This window comes from Pseudomonas sp. TMW 2.1634 (assembly GCF_001703595.1).
GTDB classification, from domain to species: domain Bacteria; phylum Pseudomonadota; class Gammaproteobacteria; order Pseudomonadales; family Pseudomonadaceae; genus Aquipseudomonas; species Aquipseudomonas fragi.
The window spans coordinates 2929441-2952852 of sequence record NZ_CP016849.1 but is presented as its reverse complement, the minus strand read 5'-3'; the positions used below and the strand labels follow the sequence as shown (position 1 = coordinate 2952852).

The 23412-nt window shown below is 60.0% G+C and carries 22 protein-coding genes and 1 pseudogene; 6 read left to right on the top strand and 17 right to left on the bottom strand.

From position 1 onward, the window contains the following. Positions 1-30 precede the first annotated feature (30 nt). Positions 31-549, top strand: coding sequence for an acyloxyacyl hydrolase (locus BFC21_RS14105; RefSeq protein ID WP_088378138.1), 519 nt, complete (start codon positions 31-33; stop codon positions 547-549). A 1190-nt stretch (positions 550-1739) separates the two neighbouring features. Here BFC21_RS14105 and BFC21_RS14100 read toward each other — a convergent pair. The 10 genes from BFC21_RS14100 to BFC21_RS14055 form a co-directional block, all read right to left on the bottom strand. Then, positions 1740-2045 carry a YkgJ family cysteine cluster protein gene (locus tag BFC21_RS14100; protein ID WP_016781759.1) on the bottom strand — a complete coding sequence of 102 codons (306 nt, stop codon included), beginning with the start codon at positions 2043-2045 and terminating at the stop codon, positions 1740-1742. 129 nt (positions 2046-2174) lie between these two features. Continuing rightward, positions 2175-2669: a DUF2878 domain-containing protein gene (locus BFC21_RS14095; protein ID WP_120266272.1), complete on the bottom strand. Its 495-nt coding sequence runs from the start codon at positions 2667-2669 to the stop codon at positions 2175-2177. Further along, entirely contained in the window at positions 2662-3933 is a 1272-nt protein-coding gene (locus tag BFC21_RS14090; RefSeq protein ID WP_088378136.1) for a cyclopropane-fatty-acyl-phospholipid synthase family protein, read from the bottom strand. Before BFC21_RS14090 ends, BFC21_RS14095 begins: the two co-directional genes overlap by 8 nt. After that, on the bottom strand, positions 3920-4720 hold the full coding sequence (locus BFC21_RS14085; RefSeq protein ID WP_088378135.1) for a DUF1365 domain-containing protein: 801 nt from the start codon (positions 4718-4720) through the stop codon (positions 3920-3922). Before BFC21_RS14085 ends, BFC21_RS14090 begins: the two co-directional genes overlap by 14 nt. Further along, positions 4717-5964 carry an NAD(P)/FAD-dependent oxidoreductase gene (locus BFC21_RS14080; protein ID WP_088378134.1) on the bottom strand — a complete coding sequence of 416 codons (1248 nt, stop codon included), beginning with the start codon at positions 5962-5964 and terminating at the stop codon, positions 4717-4719. The genes BFC21_RS14085 and BFC21_RS14080 overlap by 4 nt, the downstream gene beginning before the upstream one ends. Further along, on the bottom strand, positions 5961-6731 hold the full coding sequence (locus BFC21_RS14075; protein WP_120266271.1) for an SDR family oxidoreductase: 771 nt from the start codon (positions 6729-6731) through the stop codon (positions 5961-5963). The genes BFC21_RS14080 and BFC21_RS14075 overlap by 4 nt, the downstream gene beginning before the upstream one ends. Beyond that, on the bottom strand, positions 6724-8169 hold the full coding sequence (gene phrB, locus BFC21_RS14070) for a deoxyribodipyrimidine photo-lyase (RefSeq protein ID WP_088378132.1): 1446 nt from the start codon (positions 8167-8169) through the stop codon (positions 6724-6726). The genes BFC21_RS14075 and phrB overlap by 8 nt, the downstream gene beginning before the upstream one ends. Before the next feature lie 8 nt (positions 8170-8177). Then, entirely contained in the window at positions 8178-9116 is a 939-nt protein-coding gene (locus BFC21_RS14065) for a MerR family transcriptional regulator (RefSeq protein ID WP_088378131.1), read from the bottom strand. Positions 9117-9118: 2 nt separating this feature from the next. After that, on the bottom strand, positions 9119-10087 hold the full coding sequence (locus BFC21_RS14060) for a DUF523 and DUF1722 domain-containing protein (RefSeq protein WP_088379526.1): 969 nt from the start codon (positions 10085-10087) through the stop codon (positions 9119-9121). A 281-nt stretch (positions 10088-10368) separates the two neighbouring features. After that, the gene (locus tag BFC21_RS14055) at positions 10369-11355 is read right to left on the bottom strand and encodes an NAD(P)/FAD-dependent oxidoreductase (RefSeq protein ID WP_088378130.1); all 987 of its coding nucleotides are present in this window, start codon (positions 11353-11355) and stop codon (positions 10369-10371) included. 192 nt (positions 11356-11547) lie between these two features. On the opposite strand from BFC21_RS14055, the gene BFC21_RS14050 reads away from it, so the two are divergent. Beyond that, a complete protein-coding gene (locus tag BFC21_RS14050) occupies positions 11548-12456 on the top strand; it encodes a TIGR01777 family oxidoreductase (protein WP_120266270.1) in 909 nt (302 codons plus the stop codon). 8 nt (positions 12457-12464) lie between these two features. Then, positions 12465-13490, top strand: a complete 1026-nt coding sequence (gene hemH / locus BFC21_RS14045) for a ferrochelatase (protein ID WP_086798676.1) — start codon at positions 12465-12467, stop codon at positions 13488-13490. A gap of 130 nt (positions 13491-13620) precedes the next feature. Here hemH and BFC21_RS14040 read toward each other — a convergent pair whose 3' ends face one another. Both BFC21_RS14040 and upp read right to left on the bottom strand, forming a co-directional pair. Continuing rightward, on the bottom strand, positions 13621-14898 hold the full coding sequence (locus BFC21_RS14040) for a uracil-xanthine permease family protein (protein ID WP_016781771.1): 1278 nt from the start codon (positions 14896-14898) through the stop codon (positions 13621-13623). A gap of 1 nt (position 14899) precedes the next feature. Continuing rightward, positions 14900-15538, bottom strand: a complete 639-nt coding sequence (upp, locus tag BFC21_RS14035; RefSeq protein ID WP_016781772.1) for a uracil phosphoribosyltransferase — start codon at positions 15536-15538, stop codon at positions 14900-14902. Positions 15539-15703: 165 nt separating this feature from the next. Between upp and BFC21_RS14030 the strand changes: the two genes are divergently transcribed. Next, positions 15704-16261 carry a hypoxanthine-guanine phosphoribosyltransferase gene (locus BFC21_RS14030; protein ID WP_088378128.1) on the top strand — a complete coding sequence of 186 codons (558 nt, stop codon included), beginning with the start codon at positions 15704-15706 and terminating at the stop codon, positions 16259-16261. A gap of 64 nt (positions 16262-16325) precedes the next feature. Further along, positions 16326-17266: pseudogene (locus tag BFC21_RS14025) on the top strand (AEC family transporter). On the opposite strand, the gene BFC21_RS14020 reads toward BFC21_RS14025, so the two are convergent. From BFC21_RS14020 to gatC, 5 genes are all read right to left on the bottom strand, one after another. After that, entirely contained in the window at positions 17263-18303 is a 1041-nt protein-coding gene (locus tag BFC21_RS14020; RefSeq protein ID WP_120266722.1) for a calcium/sodium antiporter, read from the bottom strand. The pseudogene BFC21_RS14025 and the gene BFC21_RS14020 overlap by 4 nt on opposite strands. Before the next feature lie 50 nt (positions 18304-18353). Continuing rightward, positions 18354-18725, bottom strand: a complete 372-nt coding sequence (locus tag BFC21_RS14015) for a septal ring lytic transglycosylase RlpA family protein (RefSeq protein ID WP_088378127.1) — start codon at positions 18723-18725, stop codon at positions 18354-18356. Positions 18726-18862: 137 nt separating this feature from the next. Continuing rightward, the gene (gatB, locus tag BFC21_RS14010) at positions 18863-20308 is read right to left on the bottom strand and encodes an Asp-tRNA(Asn)/Glu-tRNA(Gln) amidotransferase subunit GatB (protein ID WP_088378126.1); all 1446 of its coding nucleotides are present in this window, start codon (positions 20306-20308) and stop codon (positions 18863-18865) included. Between the two features lie 10 nt (positions 20309-20318). After that, complete coding sequence (gene gatA, locus BFC21_RS14005; protein WP_083369631.1) at positions 20319-21770, bottom strand: Asp-tRNA(Asn)/Glu-tRNA(Gln) amidotransferase subunit GatA; 1452 nt, start codon at positions 21768-21770, stop codon at positions 20319-20321. A 15-nt stretch (positions 21771-21785) separates the two neighbouring features. After that, positions 21786-22073 carry an Asp-tRNA(Asn)/Glu-tRNA(Gln) amidotransferase subunit GatC gene (gatC, locus tag BFC21_RS14000; protein WP_016781778.1) on the bottom strand — a complete coding sequence of 96 codons (288 nt, stop codon included), beginning with the start codon at positions 22071-22073 and terminating at the stop codon, positions 21786-21788. Positions 22074-22283: 210 nt separating this feature from the next. On the opposite strand from gatC, the gene mreB reads away from it, so the two are divergent. Continuing rightward, positions 22284-23321, top strand: coding sequence for a rod shape-determining protein MreB (gene mreB / locus BFC21_RS13995; RefSeq protein ID WP_002555108.1), 1038 nt, complete (start codon positions 22284-22286; stop codon positions 23319-23321). The last annotated feature ends 91 nt before the right edge of the window (positions 23322-23412 follow it).

Genomic DNA, 23412 nt, shown 5'->3' with positions numbered 1-23412 from the left:
ACATGTGCATATGAAAATAGGATTTTTCTTATGAAGCGACTGTTTTGTCTGGCTGCGCTTGCAGCCGCTGCACTGGGGCCAAGTCTTGCTGCACAGGCTGCCGGGCTTGAATTTGCGGTGGGGCACACCAGCGAATCGACCATGACCTATCGTCTGGGGTTGAAGTCTGACTGGGACAAAAGCTGGCTGCAAAGTGATGTGGGGCGTCTGACTGGATATTGGGATGGGGCTTACACCTACTGGGAAGGTGACAAGTCATCCGCGAGCAACAGCCTGTCGTTCTCGCCCGTGCTGGTGTACGAATTTGCCGGAGAAAGCGTAAAGCCTTATCTCGAAGCCGGGATCGGGGTGGCGTTGTTCTCCCATACCGAAGTTGAAGGCAACCGGCTGGGCAGTGCTTTCCAGTTTGAAGACCGGCTGGGGTTTGGGCTGCGTTTTGCGGGGGGGCATGAAGTCGGGATACGTGCGACCCATTACTCCAATGCCGGGATCTCCAGCAACAATGACGGCGTAGAAAGCTATGCGCTGCATTACACAATGCCGCTGTAGAACCGCACACAGTGGAAGCAGAATCACCGCATAGTGCCTGACAGACCACGCCGTATGCATCGCAGGCAAGCCAGCTCCCACCGGTCATGGGGTGCTCCGCTATTTGGGGGCATCACTGTGGGAGCGGGCTTGCTCGCGATGGCATCAGCGCGAAATACCTGACAGACCGTGCCGTATGCATCGCAGGCAAGCCAGCTCCCACTGATCATGGGGTGCTTCCGCTATTTGGGGGCATCACTGTGGGAGCGGGCTTGCTCGCGATGGTATCAGCGCGAAACACCTGACAGACCGCGCCGCTTGCATCGCAGGCAAGCCAGCTCCCACCGGTCATGGGGTGCTCCGCTATTTGGGGGCATCACTGTGGGAGCGGGCTTGCTCGCGATGGTATCAGCGCGAAACACCTGACAGACCGCGCCGCTTGCATCGCAGGCAAGCCAGCTCCCACCGGTCATGGGGTGCTCCGCTATTTGGGGGCATCACTGTGGGAGCGGGCTTGCTCGCGATGGCATCGGCGTGAAATACCTGACAGACCGCGTCGAATGCATCGCAGGCAAGCCAGCTCCTACAGGTCATGGGGTGCTTCCGCTATTTGGGGGCATCACTGTGGGAGCGGGCTTGCTCGCGATGGTATCAGCGCGAAATACCTGACACACCGCGCCGTAAGCATCGCAGGCAAGCCAGCTCCCACCGGTCATGGGGTGCTTCCGCTATTTGGGGGCATCACTGTGGGAGCGGGCTTGCTCGCGATGGTATCAGCGCGAAACACCTGACAGACCGCGCCGTAAGCATCGCAGGCAAGCCAGCTCCCACCGGTCATGGGGTGCTTCCGCTATTTGGGGGCATCACTGTGGGAGCGGGCTTGCTCGCGATGGTATCAGCGCGAAACACCTGACAGACCGCGCCGTAAGCATCGCAGGCAAGCCAGCTCCTACCGGTCATGGGGTGCTTCCGCTATTTGGGGGCATCACTGTGGGAGCGGGCTTGCTCGCGATGGCATCAGCGCGAAATACCTGACAGACCGCGCCGTAAGCATCGCAGGCAAGCCAGCTCCCACCGGTCATGGGGTGCTTCCGCTATTTGGGGGCATCACTGTGGGAGCGGGCTTGCTCGCGATGGCATCGGCGTGAAATACCTGACAGACCGCGCCGTAAGCATCGCAGGCAAGCCAGCTCCCACAAGGCGTTCAGTGTTTAGCGGTACGCCGTCGAAATCCCCTGGCGTTCATTGAGGCATTCGACTTCGCCCATTTCAAACTCGCGACAGATCAGTGGGCGCTTCTCATAGATGGTGCACATCATGGTGTTACGGTCCAGGGCCGCGCACCAGCCATCATCCAGGCGCAACATCACTTCGCCGCCCCAGTCATCCTCTGCAATAAAGCGCTCGGGCACGCCGGTGTCGGTGATCAGCATCACTTCCAGTTGGCAGCAGCATGCCGCGCACGTCGAACAAGTGACGGCGGGTTCGGTAATTTCGGTCAGGGGGATGTTGGTCATAGGCGCGCAGTGTAAGGCAGTGCCGCCGTCAGGTGTGAATGTGCTGATGAACGCAGGTTTTTTGTAGTCGCTGCCGCAGGCTGCGATGGAGCGCGTAGCGGACCCGGTCATTTGAAGCCCCTGCGGGCCTTATCGCAGCCTTCGGCAGCGACTACAGGTGATTAGCAATGCAAACAACCCCGCCCACAACAGGCTCAACCCGGCCAGCGTCGGCCACAGGCCCAGAGGGAATTGCACCGCCCCCAGACGTTGCCCGGCGTAATACGACAGCGGCCCACCGATGGCGCCCAGCAAAACAGAACGCCACCAGGGCTTGGCGGTCCACGCCAGGCAATGGTTCAGGGTGATGGCCAGTAGGGCCCACAACAGCATCAGCCAGTACGGAATCAACACCCCGGGCTGCGCGAAGGCGAAAACCCCGGCATTGAGCAGCAGGCTGTCCACCGCCGTGCCAAGCAAACAGACCACAACCACTAACCGCACTTCTGCCAACGAACGACTGATAAACAGCAGATGCACCAGCAGGGCGCCCGCGGCCAGCAGCAACCACAGGCTATTGCCGCCCAACACACAGGCAAACCAGCCGAGCTGGAACAGCCCGGCATTGGCCAGGTTTTTAAGCATTGAACCGACCCAGCAATGGCGCGGGCATGGCCGCCGGTTTGGCCAGCAACAGTTGTGCAGTGCCGATGCTGCGCTCAAGAAAGCCACCTTCGCAGTAGCACAGGTAAAACTCCCACAGGCGCAGAAAGTAGTCGTCGTAGCCCAATTCCGTTAAACGGCCGTGTGCCCGGCGAAAGTTCTCATGCCACAAACGCAGGGTTTTGGCGTAGTGCAGGCCAAAATCCTCCATGTGCATCAGGTTCATATCGGTGTCCTTGCCAACGATTTCGAGCATTTTCTGTACGCTGGGCAATGCGCCACCGGGGAAAATATAACGCTGGATAAAGTCCACGCTGCTTTTTGCTTGCTCGTAACGCTGCTCGCGAATGGTGATGGCTTGCAGCAGCATCAGCCCGTGGGGCTTGAGCAACTGGGAGCATTGCTTGAAATAGCTGGGCAAGAAATGATGGCCGACGGCTTCGATCATCTCGATAGACACCAGCTTGTCGTATTGCCCGGTCAGGTCGCGGTAATCCTCCAGCAGTAACGTTACTTGCTCTTGTAAGCCCAGCGCCTCGATGCGGGCTTGGGTGTAGTCGAACTGTTCTTTGGACAATGTAGTTGTCGTCACCTTGCAACCGTAATGTTGCGCCGCATACAGCGCCATGCTGCCCCAGCCGGTACCGATTTCCAGCAAATGGTCTGTGGGCTTGAGGTCGAGCTTCTGGCAGATGCGCTGCAGCTTGTTGAGCTGGGCTTGTTCGAGGGTGTCATCAGCCGTTAAAAACTGCGCGGCGGAATACATCATGGTCGGGTCGAGGAATTGCTCGAACATGTCATTGCCCAGGTCGTAATGCGCAGCAATGTTTTTTTGCGAACCCTTGCGGGTGTTGCGATTGATCCAGTGCAAGCCGCGTATCAACGGGCGACCCAGGCGGGCCAGGCCACCTTCCATTGCATCGAGTACGTCCATGTTGCTGACCAGCACGCGGATCACTTTGGTGAGGTCGGGCGAGCTCCAGTAACCATGAATAAAGGCTTCGCCGGCACCAATCGAGCCGTTGCTGGCGATCATGCCCCACACACTTGCGTCGTGAATCTGTACCTCGCCGACCAGGCCCGCGCCGCTGTCACCGAACACCAGGCGTTCACCGTTTTCGATGACCACCAGATGCCCGCTTTTCAATTGACTGAGTTGGCGCAGCACCCCGCGTCGCAGTAGTGCGCTGGTCAGGTTATGGGTAGTCGACAGTGAGGTTTTGCTCACCAGGCTAGGGCTCTTCATGGCGTTGATCCTTGGGTTGCAGGGCGGCAATGCGAAAGGCGCCGTCGGCGGCCTGGTGGGAAAAAATCGGGGTGCGCTTGAGAAACAGACGCAAGGCTTGCCAGTAGATGGCCAGACAAGTTTTGGCGGTCATCCACGGAAACTGCCGCAAGTAGCGATGCAGGCCTGGGCGGTCCAGCACTGTGCGCTGCAGGTTGAGGGTGGCGTCGAACAGTTTGAGGTCGCCCTGCCAGTCCGCCATATGCACCCCGAGCCGGGCCTGGGGCGGGCTGAAACTCATGCGATATTCCAGGTCCCGTGGCAGAAATGGCGACACATGGAAGGCCTTGGCCACCGCAACGTGGGCGAAACCGTCTCCCTTGGCGGGGAGCACATAGTGATAACGTTCGCGCCAAGGCGTATTGGTGACTTCGCACAGGACGGCGGCCAGTTTTCCGTCAGCTTCGTAGCAATAGAAGAAACTCACCGGGTTGAAGGACAGCCCCCAACTGCGGGCTTGTGTCAGCAAGCAGATCGGGCCTTGGGGCGTATGGCCCAAGGCGTTGGCAACTTGCTGGCGTACCGCATCAATCAGGCGCATGCCGGTTGCGGTGAAGGTCTTCAGGTAATCGGTTTCACGAAACGAGAAGGGCGCAAAGCGGCTTTTTCCTGCCAGCGGTGAAAGCCCCAGTACAGCGTCTTGCTCATCCAGATCCAGATATAACAGGCCGATCTGATAGCGAAAGGCATGGGGCTTTGGGGCAAAGCGTCGATGGCCGATCCAGCCGCTGTACAGGGCGCTGTTCATAATGGCTGGCCAAAGGCCTGGGCCACGCGCAAGGCGCTGACCACGCCGTCTTCATGAAAACCGTTGGCCCAATAGGCGCCACAAAAATAGCTGTGCTGCGCGCCCAGCAGTTCTTGCCAGCGCGCTTGTGCGGCAATGGCGGCCAAGCTGTATTGCGGGTGGGCATAGGTATAGCTGGCCAGCACCTTGAGTGGATCAATGGCTGCGGTTTGGTTGAGGCTGACGCAGAATGTGGTCTCGCTCTGAATCCCTTGCAGGATGTTCATATCGTAGGTCACAGCCGCCCGTTTTTGCCCTTCGCCACCGAGGCGATAATTCCAGCTGGCCCAGGCCAGTTTTCGGTCGGGCAGCAAGCGGGTATCGGTATGCAGCACCACATCATTGTCGGCGTAGGGCATGGCCCCCAGGATCTGTTGTTCTGCGGCTGTAGGTTTTGCCAGCAACCTGAGGGCCTGGTCGCTGTGGCAGGCAAAGATCACCTTGTCGAAGGATTCAGTGCCGCCCACGCTATGCACCAGAACGCCTTCGGCATTGCGCGCGACCTGGATCACCGGGCAGTTGAGACGAATCCTGTCGGCAAAACCTGCGCTCAAGGGTTTGATGTAAGCACTGGAGCCACCCTCAATCACACGCCATTGCGGGCGATTGCTGACGCTGAGCAAGCCGTGGTTCTTGAAAAAACGGACAAAGAATTGCAGCGGGAAAGCGAGCATGTCGGCCAGGGACATGGACCAGATCGCCGCCCCCATCGGCACAATGTAGTGCTCGATAAAGCGCGAGCCATAGCCGCGTTGCTGCAGGTAGTCGCCCAGCCGGGTATCGCTGGCAATGCGCTGTTCGTCCAGGTCGCGGATGGCTTCGCGATTGAAGCGCAGGATATCGCGCAACATGCCCCAGAACTTCGGCGACAACAGGTTGCTGCGCTGGGCAAACAGGCTGTTGAGGGTGTTGCCGTTGTATTCGAGGTTGCTGTCGGTGTCGTGGACGGAAAAGCTCATTTCAGTGGCTTTGGAGCGCACCCCCAATTGATCCATCAGCTTGATGAAGTTGGGGTAAGTCCAGTCGTTGAATACGATAAAGCCGGTGTCCACGGCATAAGCCTGGCCTTTGACGCTTACATTGACGGTATGGGTATGGCCGCCGACCCAGTCGCTGGCCTCGAACACGCTGATATCGTGTTCTTTATGCAGCAAGTAGCCGCAGGTCAGCCCTGAAATCCCGCTGCCAATGATCGCGATTTTCATGATGGCTTACCGTCGGATGTGCGCGCCAGACGCTTGCCGAGCGCCACTTGCAGACGTTTTGGCAGGTTGGCCAGCAGCCGCAGGATGGCAATGAATGGTGTGGGAAAGGCGATTTCCAGCGGGCGTTTTTCCAGTCGCTGGCAAATATGCTGCGCCGCTTTTTGCGCTGGCCAGCGCATGGGCATCGGGAAGTCGTTGTGTTCGGTCAAGGGCGTGTCAACAAACCCCGGGCTGACGAGGGTCACGTCAATGTTCTCCTGGGCCAGATCGATACGCAGCGATTCAAGCAAGTAGCGCAGGCCCGCTTTCGATGCTCCATAAGCCCCGGCCCGGGGCAGTGGCCAATAGGTGACCGAACTGACCACACCCACCAGATGCGGCTGTGAACCTGCGCGCAATAGTGGCAGTGCGCTCTCAAGGCAATAGCTGCTGGCCAGCAGATTGGTGCGCACCACGCGTTCGACCAGTGCCGCGTCGAACTGGCGGGCGTCGACATACTCACAGGTGCCGGCATTGAGGATTACCGTATCCAGCGCGCCCCAGGCCTGGGCGATGCGTTTGCCAATCTCGCGAACCTGTAGGCTGTCGGTCAGGTCGCCGGGCACCAGCAAGACTTGTCCGGGGTAACGTTCGGACAAGGCTTTCAACGGCTCCAGGGTGCGGGCAGTCAAGGCCAGCCGGGCGCCGCCGCTGAGCAATACCTCGGCCATCTGCGCGCCAATGCCGCTGCTGGCGCCCGTAAGCCAGATCCGCCGCCGATCAACCATGGCTGGCCTCCAGCATTTGCCGTGACGGCAGGTTTTTGAATGCACTCAAGGCCCGGTCGCGGCTTTGGCTCAGGTTGACGATAGGCGCCGGGTAATTGGCCACGCCAAACAGACCACCCAGCGAGGCAGGGTTGTGGACCTGTTTTTTGTTCAGGTCGGTCAGCTCGGGTAACCAGTGCTTGATGAATTTGCCCTCGGGATCGAAGCGCTCTGACTGGGTGACCGGGTTGAAAATACGGAAATACGGCACGGAATCGGTACCCGTCGATGAGCTCCACTGCCAGCCGCCGTTGTTGGCGGCCAGATCGCCGTCGATCAGGTGCTGCATAAAGAAGCGTTCGCCTTCGCGCCAGTCGATCAACAGGTTCTTGGTCAGGAACATCGCCACCACCATGCGCAGGCGATTGTGCATCCAGCCGGTTTCCAGCAGTTGCCTGATGGCCGCGTCAATAATCGGGAAGCCGGTGCGCCCCTGTTTCCAGGCGCTCAGTTCATCCGGCGCGTTGCGCCAAGGCAGGTATTCGGTTTCCGGGCGAAAGGCGCGATGACGCGAGACCCGTGGGTAGCCCACCAGGATATGTTTATAAAACTCGCGCCACAGCAGCTCGGTGATCCAGGTAAACACCCCCGGGCTGCCGCTTTCAAACTCGCCGTTGTTGCTGTTCAATGCTGCGTGCAGGCACTGGCGGGGGGAGAGCACGCCTGCTGCAAGGTAGGGCGAAAGCTGGCTGGTGCCGGGTTTGGCGGGCAGGTCGCGTTCGTCCTGGTAATAGTGGATTTGCTCGTCGGCAAACTGCGCCAGGCGCTGATGAGCCTGATCTTCGCCTGCCGGCCACAGTGCTCGCAGTGATTCACTGGGCACTGCGAAACCGCTGACAGACTCGGGTATGGCGTCGCTCTCAATATTCAGCAAAGACTGCTTGTCAGGCTTGGCAACCTGCTTGGGCAAGGCCATATGCAGGCGGTTATAGCAGATCCGGCGAAACTGGCTGAAGACCTGGAAGTACGAACCCGACTGCGTGAGGATGCTGCCCGGCTGGAACAGCAACTGGTCGAGGTAGCTGTGAAACTCGATGCCCTGGGCTTCAAGCGCCCGGGCCACCGCCTGGTCGCGGCGGGTTTCGTGGATGCCGTATTCCTGATTGGTGTGAACCGCCTCGACACTGTGTTGCCGGCACAGCTCAAGAAGCACCGCAGGGGCCTGGTCCCAGGTGGGCGCGGTACGAATCAGCAAAGGAATATTGAGCTGTTGCAGGCTGTCGCTCAGGGTGCGCAGGTTGCGCAGCCAGAAATCGACCTTGCTCGGCGCATCGTCATGGGCCAGCCATTGCTCGGGGCTGATCAGGTACACGGCCAGGGTGGGGCCGCGTTTGGCGGCGGCGCTCAGGGCGGTGTTGTCGTCGTGGCGCAAGTCGGTGCGCAGCCAGATCAGTTGCATGTCATTTCCTAGCGATAAAGGCCGAGTTGGCTGAGGCGTTGATGGGCCTCTACCGGGTCGTGGGCCAGATACAATCCTGCGATCTCGGTTGTAGTTACGGACAACTGGTCGAAGTGGATGCATACCGTTGGTCCGGCGATCAGGGTCGGGCAGTCGATACCCTGCAACAGCCGGGGCAATTGCTGGGTATTAAGGGTTTTGCTGGAGTACAGCACCACGGCGCGGGGCTGCAAATGCTCGACAGCCAGGCCCAGTTCGCCGCCGGGTACAGGGGCGTCGAAGACTTCGACCGGGCAGTGGCTGCTGCTGACCAACAGGGCGGTCAGCCACAGTTGTGGCTCGAAGGGCAGGTCCGAATGATTGATCAGCAGCACCGGCGCGCCCTTGAGCGAGCGGTTGTTGTGATAAATCCGCGCGCCCAGTTTGCTGCGCAACCAGGAGTGGAAAAACACCCGCTCCAATTGCGCACCGAACTGCCCTTGCCAGCGTTGTTCCAGCTCGTTCAAAAGGGGCTGCAGCAGTTGCTCGCAGAGCGGGCGGGCAGGGTAGAGCGACATTGCCTGGTTGAAACAGTCATCGAGGCGGCGTTCGGCCAGCTCACTGATGGCTTCAATCATGGTTTGCCGCCACGCCTGCCAGTCGCTGTCAGGGGCCGGGGCCAGTGCAGCTGGCGCGTTGAGCAGCGGCTTGATCTGGCTGACCGACACGCCACGGTTGAGCCACAACAAAATCTGCTGGATGCGCTGGATATGTTCGGTCGAAAACAGGCGATGGCCCTTGGCCGTGCGGTGCGGCACGATCAGGCCGTAGCGGCGTTCCCAGGCACGCAGGGTCACGGCATTCACGCCGGTGATGCGCGACACCTCGCGGATCGGCAACCAGCCTTCGGCCAGCGCCTGGCTGTAGTCCGTATCAGGGGTGTTGGACATGATCAGGTCATCATTCATGGTCAGATGGCATTACGCAGGCTGAGGTCTTCCGGGTGCGGCTGCAGGTAAACCTGGCGCGAGATATAAGCGTGCGGGTGCAGGCGAAAGTGATGCTTGAGCAGGGTCAGCGGCACGACCAGTGGCACGATGCCGTGCAGGTACTGGCCAATCAGTTGCTGGACTTCCTGCTTGTCTTGCGCGCTGATGGATTGCTTGAGGTAGCCACTGATATGTTGCAGCACGTTGGTGTGGGTGCGGCGGGTGGCGCATTTTTTCAGGGCTTTCATCAGCTCGCTGAAGTAGTGCGGGGCAATGGCTCGCGGGTCTTGCTTGCCGAGGTTGCCGAGCAGAGCGCCGAGGGTTTTGTATTGCACCGGGTGATGGGCCATCAGCTGGTACTTGTAGCGGGCATGGAACTCGGTCAGTGAGCGGCGGGTGATGCCCTGTTTGAGCAATGCCTGCCAGGCGCTGTAGGCGTAAACCCGGGTCATGAAGTTTTCGCGCAGCACCGGGTCGTTCAAACGGCCGTCTTCTTCCACCGGCAAGTCGGGGTTGGCGTCGCAGAAGGCCCGGGCGTAGATACCACGCCCGGCAAGCTCGGCAGGGCGGCCACCGTCCTGATACACCTTGACCCGCTCCAGGCCGCAGGACGGTGACTTCTGCATAAAAATGTAGCCACAGATGTCAGTGTGCACGGCGGCCATTTCCATACCGTAGTCGTGCAACGGGCGGGTTACGTTCAAGGTGCTGTCGACAGTGCCTACCGCCTGGGGCGCTGCTGGGTCGCCAACCAGGCGCACTGGCTGGCGTGGAATGCCAAGGCCGATGGCAACCTCGGGGCACAGCGGGACAAACTCGAAGTGCTGGCTTAACGCCTGGCTGCACAACCGCGATTCTTTATGCCCGCCGTTGAAGCGCACCTCAGCCCCCAGCAAGCAGGCGCTGATGGCGATTTTCGGTTTGTGTTGAGCGGATGCGGTGCTGGCCATGTGACGAACCTCCAAGAAATACTTGTACATCTTTTTGTTGATGTACAACTTGAGTTCATCATATGCCGGATGTTGTACAAGTCAAATTTCTTGTACAGGTATTTGCAGGATTATTAATTCCCCGTAGCAGCTGCCGAAGGAACGAGGCTGCGTTCGGCGGCGCAGCCGTCGTAAAGTCCGGTTGTGCAGTGTGTCAGACAGATATCGTTTTCAGCTTTCGCGACGGCTTCGCCGCCGAACGCAGCCTCGTTCCTTCGGCAGCTGCTACGGCAAGTTTTGTGTCAATCCAGATGCTCGATCAGCCGCCGCGCGGCTTCCTGGCCGCTTAGCCAGGCGCCTTCGACGCGGCCTGACAGGCACCAGTCGCCGCAGGCATACAGGCCCAGGTCGGAATCCGCCAGTGCGCCCCATTCATGGGCCGCCGCAGGTCGGGCGTAAAGCCAGCGGTGGGCCAGGCTGAAAATCGGTGCAGGGGTCGGGAAGTGCATCAGTTCGGCAAAGGCACCGTGCAAATGCTCGATAACCGATTCCTTGGTGCGGTCGAGGTTCTGTTTGCTCCAAGCGCTGGTCGCATGCAACACCCAGGTGTCAGGCTGGCTGTCACGCCCGGGTTTGCTGCGGTTGCGGGCCAGCCAGTCGAGCGGGCTGCCTTGTACAAAACAACCTTCCATCGGCGTATCGAGGGGGGACTCGAAGGCCAGGGCAACAGCCCACGCTGGCTCCATTTTTACTCCCGCAGCGGTACTGGCCAGTTTGGGCGCGCTGGACAGCAGCGAGGTGGCCTGTGGCGCCGGTGTGGCGATGATGACGTGGCTGAAGGGGCCGTGCTCTTCGCCTTCGGCATCGAGCAGGTGCCAGTGTTTTTCACCCCGGATCAGGTCGGTGATCTGGCAGGTAAAGCTGATCGGCAACTGGCCCAGCAAGCCGCGGGTAATGGCGCTCATGCGCGGCGTGCCCACCCAGCGGGTCTGTTCGTCGGGGGAGGGGGTCAGCTGGCCATTTTTATAGTGGTACAGATGAGGTTCCCACTCGACGGCCCAGCCCTGGGCCTGCCATTGCTGGACTTCATCGACAAAGCGGCGGTCGCGTGCGGTGAAATACTGAGCCCCCAGGTCCAGTACCCCGACATCACTGCGCTTGCTCGACATGCGTCCGCCGCTGCCACGGCTTTTATCGAAAAGATGAATCGCATGCCCTGCCTTGTGCAGGAAATTTGCTGCTGCCAGCCCGGCTATGCCGGCACCGATAATTGCGATGGGTACAGTCATTAGGGCCCCCGATCTCTGTTTGCACAGACTACGCCGTCGGCAATACCTGTACAATTCTGGTTTTTAGTATAAGTTTTAGCGTTTCTTCCAGATCCATGTGGCCTATTCTTAAGTTAGCTCAACGACTGGTTAAAGGTCTTTCTATAAAAATAGACCAGTGCTACCGATAAAACTCCTTGCGAGGATCAACTCATGCACATTTTGCTGACCGGCGGTACAGGCTTGATCGGGCGTCAGCTCTGTCGTCACTGGCTGGCGCAGGGCCATCGCCTCAGTGTGTGGAGTCGGCGCCCTGAGCAAGTGGCCCGATTGTGCGGTGCCCAGGTGAAGGGAGTCGCACTGCTTGAGGAGCTTGGCGAGGAGCCGATCGATGCCGTGGTCAACCTCGCGGGTGCGCCCATTGCTGACCGGCCCTGGACGCGCAGCCGCAAGGCGTTGTTGTGGAGCAGCCGCATTACCTTGACCGAGACCCTCGTGGGCTGGCTGCAAAGCCGCGAGCAAAAGCCTGCTGTGCTGGTGTCCGGTTCGGCCGTGGGCTGGTATGGCGACGGCGGCGAGCGTGAGCTGACAGAAGAATCGCCACCCGTGAGTGAAGATTTCGCCAGTCACTTGTGTATCGCCTGGGAAGAAACCGCACAGCGTGTTGAGGCCTTGGGCATGCGTGTGGTGCTGGTGCGCACGGGGCTGGTGCTGGCAGCCGAAGGCGGCTTTTTGTCGCGCCTGTTGTTGCCGTTCAAGCTGGCGTTGGGCGGGCCGATAGGCAATGGTCGGCAATGGATGCCGTGGATTCATATCAAGGATCAAATCGCCCTGATTGATTTTCTTGTGCATGAGAATGCCGCCAGCGGTCCTTATAATGCCTGCGCGCCGCAGCCGGTACGCAATGCCGAGTTTGCCCGGACCCTGGGCCAGGTGTTGCACCGTCCGGCGTTTATGCCCATGCCCGCCTTTGTATTGCGCGTGCTGCTGGGCGAAATGTCCGGTTTGTTGTTGGGTGGCCAGCGAGCGATGCCTGCAAGGTTGCTGGCAGCCGGTTTTACTTTTCAGTTCACCGATTTGCGTGCGGCGCTCGATGATGTGGCCCGCCCGCCCCTGAAATAGGAAGTTGCATGACCGACCACGCGCTGTTGCTGGTTAACCTGGGTTCGCCGGCATCTACTTCGGTAGCGGATGTACGCAGTTACTTGAACCAGTTTTTGATGGACCCGTATGTAATCGACCTGCCGTGGCCGGTGCGACGCTTGCTGGTGTCGCTGATCCTGATCAAGCGGCCCGAGCAGTCAGCCCATGCCTATGCCTCGATCTGGTGGAAGGAGGGGTCGCCACTGGTAGAGCTCAGCCGGCGCTTGCAGCAGGCCATGACCCAGGAGTGGACCCAGGGACCGGTGGAGTTGGCCATGCGCTATGGCGAGCCATCGATCGAAACCGTGCTCACCCGCCTGGCTGCGCAGGGGATTAAAAAGGTCACGCTGGCGCCGCTTTATCCGCAGTTTGCCGACAGCACCGTAACCACGGTGATTGAAGAGGCCAAGCGGGTGGTAAAGGCCAAAAAACTGCCGGTTCAGTTCTCCATCCTGCAGCCGTTCTACGACCAGCCCGAGTACCTCGATGCGCTGGTGGCCAGTGCCAAACCGCATCTGGAGCAGGATTACGATCACTTGCTGCTGAGCTTTCACGGCTTGCCCGAGCGGCATTTGCACAAGCTGGACCCCACCGGTAACCACTGCTTCAAGAATGAAGATTGTTGCCAGAACGCTTCGCCTGCGGTGCTTGCCACCTGTTATCGGGCACAGTGCCTGCGCACGGCCCAGGCCTTTGCCGAGCGCATGGGCCTGCCGGAGGGCAAGTGGTCGGTGGCGTTCCAGTCTCGTCTGGGCCGGGCCAAGTGGATCGAACCCTACACCGAGGCGCGGCTGGATGCGTTGGCCAAGCAAGGGGTGAAGAAGATTCTGGTGATGTGCCCGGCGTTTGTGGCCGATTGCATCGAAACCCTGGAAGAGATCGGCGATCGCGGACGCGAGCAGTTTATCGAGGCGGGGGGCGAGGAGTTGGTGCTGGTGCCGTGTCTTAATGACCACCCGCAATGGGCGCAGGCGTTGAACACGTTGTGTGAGAGGGCGCCGCTGGCGCTGTAGGGCTAAACCTGAAACCCACTTGTGGGAGCGGGCTTGCTCGCGATGCAGACAACGCGGTCTATCTATTGGATAGAGGTGATGCCATCGCGAGCAAGCCCGCTCCCACGGGGATTACAGGTGGTTCATGGGCTCAGATAACCGGCCCGTCACCTTTTTTCTTGTGCTTCCAGCTGTCATTGCCCGGCAGGATCAGGTTCAGCGCAATCGCCACAATGGCGCACAGCGCGATGCCTTTGAGACCGAAGTCCTCAGGCCCCATCCCCGTACCGATCAGTACGCCGCCAATCCCGAATACCAGGGTCACCGAGACGATCACCAGGTTGCGTGCTTCGCTCAGATCGACTTGATGACGGATCAGGGTATTCATACCCACCGCTGCAATCGAACCGAACAGCAGGCACAGAATCCCGCCCATCACCGGTACCGGAATGCTTTGCAGCAGTGCGCCGAACTTGCCGATAAACGCCAGGCTGATGGCAAAGATTGCCGCCCAGGTCATGATCTTCGGGTTGTAGTTCTTGGTCAGCATCACTGCGCCCGTCACTTCGGCGTAGGTGGTATTAGGGGGGCCGCCCAGCATGCCGGCAGCCGTGGTGGCGATACCGTCACCGAACAGCGTGCGGTGCAGGCCCGGGTTTTTCAGGTAGTCACGACCGGTCACGCTGCCTACGGCAATCACGCCGCCGATATGTTCAATGGCCGGGGCCAGTGCCACGGGGACGATAAACAGAATCGCCTGCCAGTTGAACTCGGGCGCGGTGAAGTGCGGCAGGGCAAACCACGGCGCGGCAGCGATCTTGGCAGTGTCGACAACACCGAAGTAGAACGCCATGCCAAAACCTACCAGCACACCGGCAATGATCGGCACCAGTCGGAAAATCCCTTTGCCGAATACGGCCACGATCAGGGTGGTCAGCAGTGCTGGCATCGAGATCAGCATGGCCGTCTGATAGTGAATCAGCTCGGTGCCATCTTCAGCGCGGCCCATAGCCATATGCGCCGCAATCGGCGCCATCGCCAGGCCGATCGAGATAATCACCGGGCCAATCACCACGGGTGGCAGCAGGCGGTCAATAAAACCGGTGCCCTTGAGCTTTACCGCGAAACCGAGAAAGGTGTACACGAAACCGGCTGCCATCACGCCGCCCATAGTCGCAGCCAGGCCGAACTGGCCTTTGGCGAGAATGATCGGGGTAATGAAAGCGAAACTCGAAGCCAGAAAGACCGGCACCTGGCGCCGGGTCACGATCTGGAACAGCAGAGTCCCGAGACCCGCCGTGAACAGCGCAACGTTAGGGTCCAGGCCTGTAATCAAAGGCATCAACACCAACGCGCCAAAGGCCACGAAGAGCATCTGCGCGCCAGAGATGATCTGGCGCCAGAGCGGGTCGTTGAACTCGTCCTGCATGTTAAATGTCCTTTTGCTTGGTGCCGAAGATCTTGTCGCCGGCATCGCCCAGGCCCGGAATGATGTAGCCGTGCTCGTTCAAACGCTCATCAATGGAAGCGGTGTAGATGGTCACGTCCGGGTGAGCGGCTTCAACCGCAGCAATCCCTTCTGGCGCGGCAACCAGCACCATCGCGCGGATTTCCTTGCAGCCGGCTTTTTTCAGCAGATCAATGGTGGCAACCATCGACGAGCCGGTGGCCAGCATCGGGTCGATAATCATCGCCAGACGTTCGTTGATTTCCGGAACCAGTTTTTCCAGGTAGGTGTGGGCCTGGAGGGTTTCTTCGTTGCGGGCAATGCCCACAGCGCTGACTTTGGCGCCCGGGATCAGGCTCAGGACACCTTCAAGCATGCCGATACCGGCGCGCAGGATCGGTACGACGGTAATTTTCTTACCGGCGATTTTTTCAACTTGAACAGTGCCGCACCAACCGTCGATATTGTAGGTTTCGAGGGTCAGGTCACTGGTGGCTTCATAGGTCAGCAACGCGCCGACTTCCTGAGCGAGCTCGCGGAAATTCTTCGTGCTAATGTCAGCACGGCGCATCAGGCCGAGTTTGTGACGGATCAGCGGGTGGCGTATCTCACGGATAGGCATAGGGAAAAAACTCCGGGGGCAGGCAAAAAAACCGGCCTAGATTAATCTAATCCGGGGTGATGTCCTACAGACATTACTGCACGTTAGTCCATAAATGCTTGATCTGAGCCAAGCGGATGCGTACCTTTGCCCGCTTTTCTTGCACAACCCCCCCTGGAGAGCGTCATGTCTGCTGATCTCGAGCATATCCGTCAAATCATGCGAGAGGCTGACTGCCTGTACACCGAAGCTGAAGTCGAGGCGGCCATTGCCCGCGTTGGCGCGCAAATCACGGCTGAAATGGCCGAGACCAATCCAGTGGTATTTTGTGTGATGAACGGCGGCCTGATTTTCTCCGGCAAGCTGCTGACCCATCTGCAATTTCCGCTTGAAGCGTCGTATTTGCACGCGACGCGCTATCGCAATGAAACCACGGGCGGCGACCTGTTCTGGAAAGCCAAGCCGGAAGTGTCATTTATCGACCGTCATGTGCTGATCATCGATGACATCCTCGATGAAGGTCACACCCTGAGCGCAATTGTTGATTTCTGCAAACACGCCGGTGCTCGTCAGGTGCATACCGCGGTGTTGATCGACAAGGAACATGACCGCAAGGCGCGTCCTGACCTGAAGGCCGACTACATGGGCTTGCCGTGCGTTGACCGCTACGTGTTTGGCTATGGCATGGACTACAAAGGCTACTGGCGTAATGCTGCCGGTATTTATGCCGTCAAAGGTATGTAAAAAAGAGCGTTGAAGCTTTCTTTTAGAGTGCTTCAACCCGCTGTTCCCCCACGAGTGGGCTGACATGCTGGCTATTTTCCTTCAGACGCTCACGATTACCGCCCCGGTGTTTGCCATGCTGTTTTTAGGCGTGGTGCTCAAGCGTGTGGGCTGGATCAACGACAACTTTATCCATACTGCGTCGGCACTGGTGTTTAACGTCACCATGCCGGCGTTGTTGTTTCTGGGTATTTTGCACGCCGACCTCAGGGCGGCCTTGCAGCCCAAGGTACTGGCGTATTTTGTCGTGGCGACCTTGCTCAGCTTTGCGCTGGCGTGGGGCTGGTCGATCTGGCGCTGCCCCGGGAAGATCGCGGCATCTACACCCAGGGCGCCTTTCGCGGCAATAACGGGGTGGTCGGCCTGGCCCTGGCGGCCAGCATGTACGGCGACTACGGGATTTCGCTGGGGGCGGTGCTCGCCGGCCTGGTGATTTTGCTCTACAACACCCTGTCGACCATTGTGCTGGCGGTGTACAGCCCGGTGATCAAGTCCGATCCGTGGAGCATCTGCAAAAGCGTGGTCAAGAACCCGCTGATCATCAGCGTGCTGGCGGCGGTGCCGTTCGCGGTGTTCAAGATCGGCTTGCCCGGCTGGTTGCAGGCATCGGGCGAGTACCTGGCAGCGATGACCCTGCCCCTGGCACTGATTTGCATCGGCGGCACGCTGTCATTGGCCAGCCTGCGCAAAAGTGGCGATATGGCACTGAGCGCCAGCCTGGTCAAAATGGTCAGCATGCCGTTGCTGGCGACCCTCGGCGCCTGGCTATGCGGTTTTCGCGGGCCGGAGTTGGGGATTCTGTTCCTGTACTTCGCCAGCCCCACGGCGGCGGCCAGTTATGTCATGGCCCGGGCGGCCAATGGCAATCACGAGTTGGCAGCAGCAATCATCGTGATCACCACCTTGATGGCGGCGCTCACCACCAATCTCGGCATCTTTGTGTTGCAGTGGGGTGGCTGGATCTAGTGCTGCCGACGCCACGCACGCAAGGTGCTGAGCAGCAGGAACAGCAGCAGCGCCGGCAGTACGAAGAACAGCATCAAATGCTCAAGCTTGCCCGCTAGCGGCATCCCGGTGGTAAACGACACCACATGCAGGCCATAGGCCAGGTACAGGCCCAGGAAGAGCAGCCCTTCGCCCCGGGTGACACGGTAACCGGTGTAGAACACCGGCAGGCACAGTGCCGCGACCGCCAGCATCACCGGCAGATCGAACGCCAGGGCATTAGGTGATACCGACAGGGGCGCAGGCGCTACCAGGGCGGTCACCCCGAGCACGCCCAAGAGGTTGAATACATTGCTGCCGATCACATTGCCCACGGCAATCTCGCGCTGGCCGCGGAAAGCGGCGATCAGCGAGGTGGCCAACTGCGGCAGCGACGTGCTGACTGCAATGATGGTCAGGCCGATGATCCGCTCCGACAGCCCCAGCTCGGTGGCGAGTGTGACTGCGGCGCCGAGCAACAGGTGCCCGGCTAGCCCGAGCAGCAGCAGGGCGGCCAGCATCAGCACGAGGTTGTGTAGCCAGGAGGTGCGCGGCAGGTCGTGGTGGGAGTGATGATGGCCGCTGTGGCGCGACTGGCGCAGCAGCAGGGCCAGATAGATCAGCAGGCCGCCCAGCAGGACGGCGCCGTCCAGGCGGTCGAGCTGCTTGTTCAGGGCCAGGGCAAACACCAGGCCGCTGGCGAGGATCATCAGCGGGATGTCCAGGCGCACCAGTTGGCGGGACACCCGCAAAGGGATGATCAGTGCCGAAAGGCCCAGGGTCACCAGGATATTGAAGATATTGCTGCCGATCACGCTGCCCACGGCAATGTCTGCCGTGTCATTGAGGGCGGCCTGCAGGCTGACGGTCAGTTGCGGTGCGCTGCTGCCCACGGCCACGAGGGTCAAGCCGATCAATAGCGGGCGCACCTTCAGGTTGGCAGCCATGCGCACGGCGCAACGCACCAGCAGTTCGGCCCCGGCGACCAGCAGCGCGAGGCCGCAGAGCAGTTGCAGCAGGTTCCACGGTGACAGCGTGCTCAAAGCCAAGATGGCGACCACTCCCTCAATTAATCATTCATGCCCTGGACCCGCACTTTGGCCGTGCCGCTGCGCAGCATGCCCAGTTGCTCGGCGGCCTGGCGGGAAAGGTCGATCAGGCGGCCACGGGTGTGCGGCCCGCGATCATTGATGCGCACCACGACGGATTGGTTGTTGCTCAGGTTGGTGACCAGGACGCGCGTGCCGAAGGGTAGCTGACGATGGGCGGCCGTGAGGCCGTGCTGGTCGAAAGGCTCGCCACTGGCGGTACGTTTACCGTGGTGGCGGGCGCCGTAATAAGAGGCGGTGCCGGTTTGATCATAGCCGCGGGGGTCTATGTCATGGCTGGCGCAGCCGGCGAGCAAGCTGAGCAGGGCGCAGGCGCCGAGTAGCCGCTTCATGGGGGGATCCTTTTGTTGCGGGAAAAAACCACAAAAACCTGTGGGAGCGGGCTTGCTCGCGATGCGGGCGGCGCGGTGTTTGAGTAAGGTCCGCATCGATCCCATCGCGAGCAAGCCCGCTCCTACAGTTGAGTGGCTTAGCCTTCGAGCTTGCTCTTGAGCAATTCGTTGACCTGTTGCGGGTTGGCTTTGCCTTTGGAGGCTTTCATCGCCTGGCCCACGAAGAAGCCGAACATCTTGCCGCGCTTGGCTTCGTCTGCCGCACGGTATTGCTCGACCTGCTCGGCGTTGGCCGCCAGCATTTCATCCAGCACCTTTTCAATGGCGCCGCTGTCGGTCACTTGCTTGAGGCCGCGTTTTTCAATGACTTCGTCGGCAGTGCCTTCGCCATTGGCCATCGCTTCAAGTACCACTTTGGCGATTTTGCCGGAGATGGTGTTGTCCTTGATGCGTTGCAACATGCCGCCCAATTGCTCGGCGCTGACCGGCGACTGGTCGATGTCCAGGCCTTGCTTGTTAAGCAGGCTGCCCAGCTCAACCATGACCCAGTTGGCCGCCAGCTTGGCGTCGCCGCTGATGCTCACGACTTTTTCGAAGTAGTCCGCCTGTTCGCGGCTCGAAGCCAGAACGCTGGCGTCGTAGGCCGACAGGCCGAACTGCGACTGGAAACGCTCGCGCTTTTGCGGTGGCAGTTCCGGCAGGGTGGCGCGCACGTCTTCGATGAACGAATCCTCGATCACCACCGGCAGCAGGTCAGGGTCGGGGAAGTAACGGTAGTCGTTGGCTTCCTCCTTGCTGCGCATGGCGCGGGTTTCGTCCTTGTTCGGGTCGTACAGGCGAGTTTGCTGGATGACCTTGCCGCCGTCTTCGATCAGCTCGATCTGGCGCTGGACTTCGCTGTTGATCGCCTTCTCGATAAAACGGAACGAGTTGACGTTCTTGATCTCGCAGCGGGTGCCGAATTCGGCCTGACCCACCGGGCGTACCGACACGTTGCAGTCGCAACGCAGCGAGCCTTCGGCCATGTTGCCGTCACAGATGCCCAGGTAGCGCACCAGGGCGTGCATGGCCTTGACGTAGGCCACGGCCTCCTTGGCGCTGCGCATGTCCGGCTCGGAAACGATTTCCAGCAGCGGGGTGCCCGCGCGGTTCAGGTCGATGCCGGTGGAGCCGCTGAAGTCTTCGTGCAGGCTTTTGCCGGCGTCTTCTTCAAGGTGCGCACGGGTAATGCCGACGCGTTTGACCGTGCCGTCTTCCAGGGTGATGTCCAGGTGGCCCTTGCCGACAATCGGCAGCTCCATCTGGCTGATCTGGTAGCCCTTGGGCAGGTCGGGGTAGAAGTAGTTCTTGCGGGCGAACACGTTGTGCTGGCCGATTTCGGCGTCAACGGCCACGCCGAACATGACGGCCATGCGCACGGCTTCCTGGTTCAGCACCGGCAGTACGCCGGGCATGCCCAGGTCTACCAGGCTGGCCTGGGTGTTCGGTTCAGCGCCAAACGTGGTGGCACTACCGGAGAAAATCTTCGATTGGGTGGCGAGCTGGGAGTGAATTTCCAGCCCGATCACAACTTCCCATTGCATGTGTTTCTCCTCAGAAGCCGGCAGGTGAGCGCGTGTGCCAGTCAGTGTGCAACTGATACTGGTGAGCGACGTTGAGCAAGCGACCTTCCTGGAAGTAAGGCGCAAGCAGCTGCACGCCTACTGGCAAGCCATCGACAAAACCGGCTGGCATCGACAGGCCCGGCAGGCCCGCGAGGTTGGCGGTAATGGTGTAGACGTCTTCCAGGTAGGCCGAAACCGGGTCGCTGTTTTTAGCGCCGATTTTCCAGGCCGGGTTAGGCGTGGTTGGGCCGAGGATGATGTCGACTTCGTTGAACGCAGTCATGAAGTCGTTTTTGATCAGGCGACGGATTTTTTGTGCTTGCAGGTAGTAAGCGTCGTAGTAACCGGCTGACAGGGCGTAGGCACCGACCAGAATCCGGCGCTGTACTTCCGGGCCAAAGCCTTCGGCGCGCGAGCGCTTGTACAGGTCGGTGAGGTCTTTCGGGTTTTCGCAGCGGTGGCCGAAGCGCACGCCGTCGAAACGCGACAGGTTGGACGAGGCCTCGGCAGGTGCGATGACATAGTACGCAGGGATCGCGTGCTGCATGTTCGGCAGGCTGATCGGCTTGATCACGGCACCGAGCTTCTCCAGCTCCTTGATGCTGTTGTGGATCAGCTCGGCGATGCGTGCGTCGAGGCCTTCGCTGAAGAACTCCGCAGGCACGCCGATACGCAGGCCTTGCAGCGAACCGTTGAGGTTGGCGCTGAAGTCCGGTACGGGCTCGTCAATGCTGGTGGAGTCTTGCGGGTCGAAACCGGCCATGCCCTGCAGCAGGATGGCGCAATCTTCGGCAGTACGCGCCAACGGGCCAGCCTGGTCGAGGCTGGACGCGTAGGCGATCATGCCCCAGCGCGAAACGCGACCGTACGTCGGTTTCAGGCCGGTGAGGTTGGTCAGGGCTGCCGGCTGTCGGATAGATCCGCCAGTGTCGGTGCCCGTTGCCGCAGGCAACAGACGGGCGGCAACGGCCGCGGCCGAGCCACCCGATGAACCGCCGGGTACGTGCTCAAGGTTCCACGGGTTTTTGACCGCGCCGTAGTAGCTCGATTCGTTGGCCGAGCCCATCGCGAACTCGTCCATGTTGGTCTTGCCCAGGCTTACGGCGCCGGCTGCGGCCAGCTTGGCAACCACGGTGGCGTCGTAAGGTGCCTTGAAGTTGTCGAGCATCTTCGAGGCACAGCTGGTGCGCACGCCCAAGGTGCAGAACAAGTCCTTGTGAGCGATCGGCGCGCCCAGCAGGGCCCCGGTTTCACCGTTGGCGCGACGTGCGTCAGCGGCCCTGGCCTGCTCTAGCGCAAGGTCTTCGGTGAGGGTGATGAAGCTGTTGAGCTGAGGATCGAGCTGGGCGATACGCGCCAGCAGGGTCTTGGTCAGCTCTTCGGAAGAAAACTTTTTATCGGCGAGTCCGCGGGCGATCTCGGCCAGAGTCAATTGATGCATGCAGGCTCTTTCCCTTTACTCGATGACTTTCGGAACCAGATAGAGGCCGTTTTCGACCGCTGGTGCGATGGACTGGTAGGCCTCGCGATGATTGCTCTCAGTCACGACGTCTGCACGCAGGCGCTGGCTGGCTTCCAGTGGGTGGGCCAGAGGCTCGATACCGGTAGTGTCGACGGCCTGCATCTGATCAATCAGCCCCAAAATGCTGTTAAGGGCTTCGGTGGTGCGTGGAATATCGGCATCATTGAGGCCAAGACGGGCCAAATGTGCGATTTTTTCCACGTCGGAGCGGTCTAGCGCCATGGGATTCTCCAGTGGAAAACAGGACGGATGCTATCCGTGTGTTAGATTGTCGGAACACTACCGCATTTCTACGGTCATATGGCCGCGATTATGGGAGTTGGTGCTCAGAAAAGCGCCCAATTTAACATATTGGCGCCTTGCCCAAAATCCCTGTCGTTGTTAGAGTTTGCCGCACTTTTTTACCCACGCGTTGCCTAGGGTCCCTTTCCCATGTTCAAGAAACTGCGTGGCATGTTTTCCAGCGATCTTTCCATCGACCTGGGCACTGCCAACACCCTTATTTACGTGCGTGAGCGCGGTATTGTCCTGAATGAACCATCGGTTGTGGCCATTCGGACACACGGTAACCAGAAAAGTGTCGTTGCCGTCGGCACCGAGGCCAAGCGCATGCTCGGCCGTACACCGGGCAACATTGCTGCCATTCGTCCGATGAAGGACGGCGTTATTGCCGATTTCAGCGTTTGCGAAAAAATGCTGCAGTACTTCATCAACAAGGTGCATGAAAACAGCTTCCTGCAGCCAAGCCCGCGAGTGCTGATTTGCGTGCCTTGCAAATCGACTCAGGTAGAGCGTCGCGCCATCCGTGAATCGGCACTCGGTGCCGGTGCGCGTGAAGTGTTCCTGATCGAAGAGCCAATGGCTGCGGCCATCGGTGCGGGCCTGCCGGTTGAAGAAGCCCGCGGTTCGATGGTGGTCGATATCGGTGGCGGTACCACTGAAATCGCGCTGATCTCCCTCAACGGTGTGGTTTACGCTGAATCCGTTCGGGTTGGCGGCGACCGTTTCGACGAGGCAATCATCACTTATGTGCGTCGCAACTACGGCAGCCTGATCGGCGAGTCGACGGCTGAGCGCATCAAGCAGGAAATCGGCACGGCCTACCCGGGCGGTGAAGTGCGTGAAGTCGACGTGCGCGGCCGTAACCTGGCAGAAGGCGTGCCGCGTGCCTTCACCCTGAACTCCAATGAAGTGCTCGAGGCTCTGCAAGAGTCCCTGGCAACCATCGTTCAGGCCGTGAAAAGTGCGCTGGAGCAGTCCCCGCCAGAGCTGGCTTCGGATATCGCCGAGCGTGGCCTGGTACTGACCGGTGGTGGCGCCTTGCTGCGTGACCTCGACAAGCTGCTGGCCCAGGAAACCGGCCTGCCGGTGATTGTTGCCGAAGACCCGCTGACCTGCGTTGCGCGTGGCGGTGGCCGTGCGCTGGAAATGATGGATAAACACACGATGGATCTGCTCTCCAGCGAATAAGATCGCCGGGTGCAGTCCTTTGGTTATCATCAAAAGGTAGCACTTTGCAGTGCTGCCTTTTGGCGTTTATCTTTTGTCAATCTTCATCCAG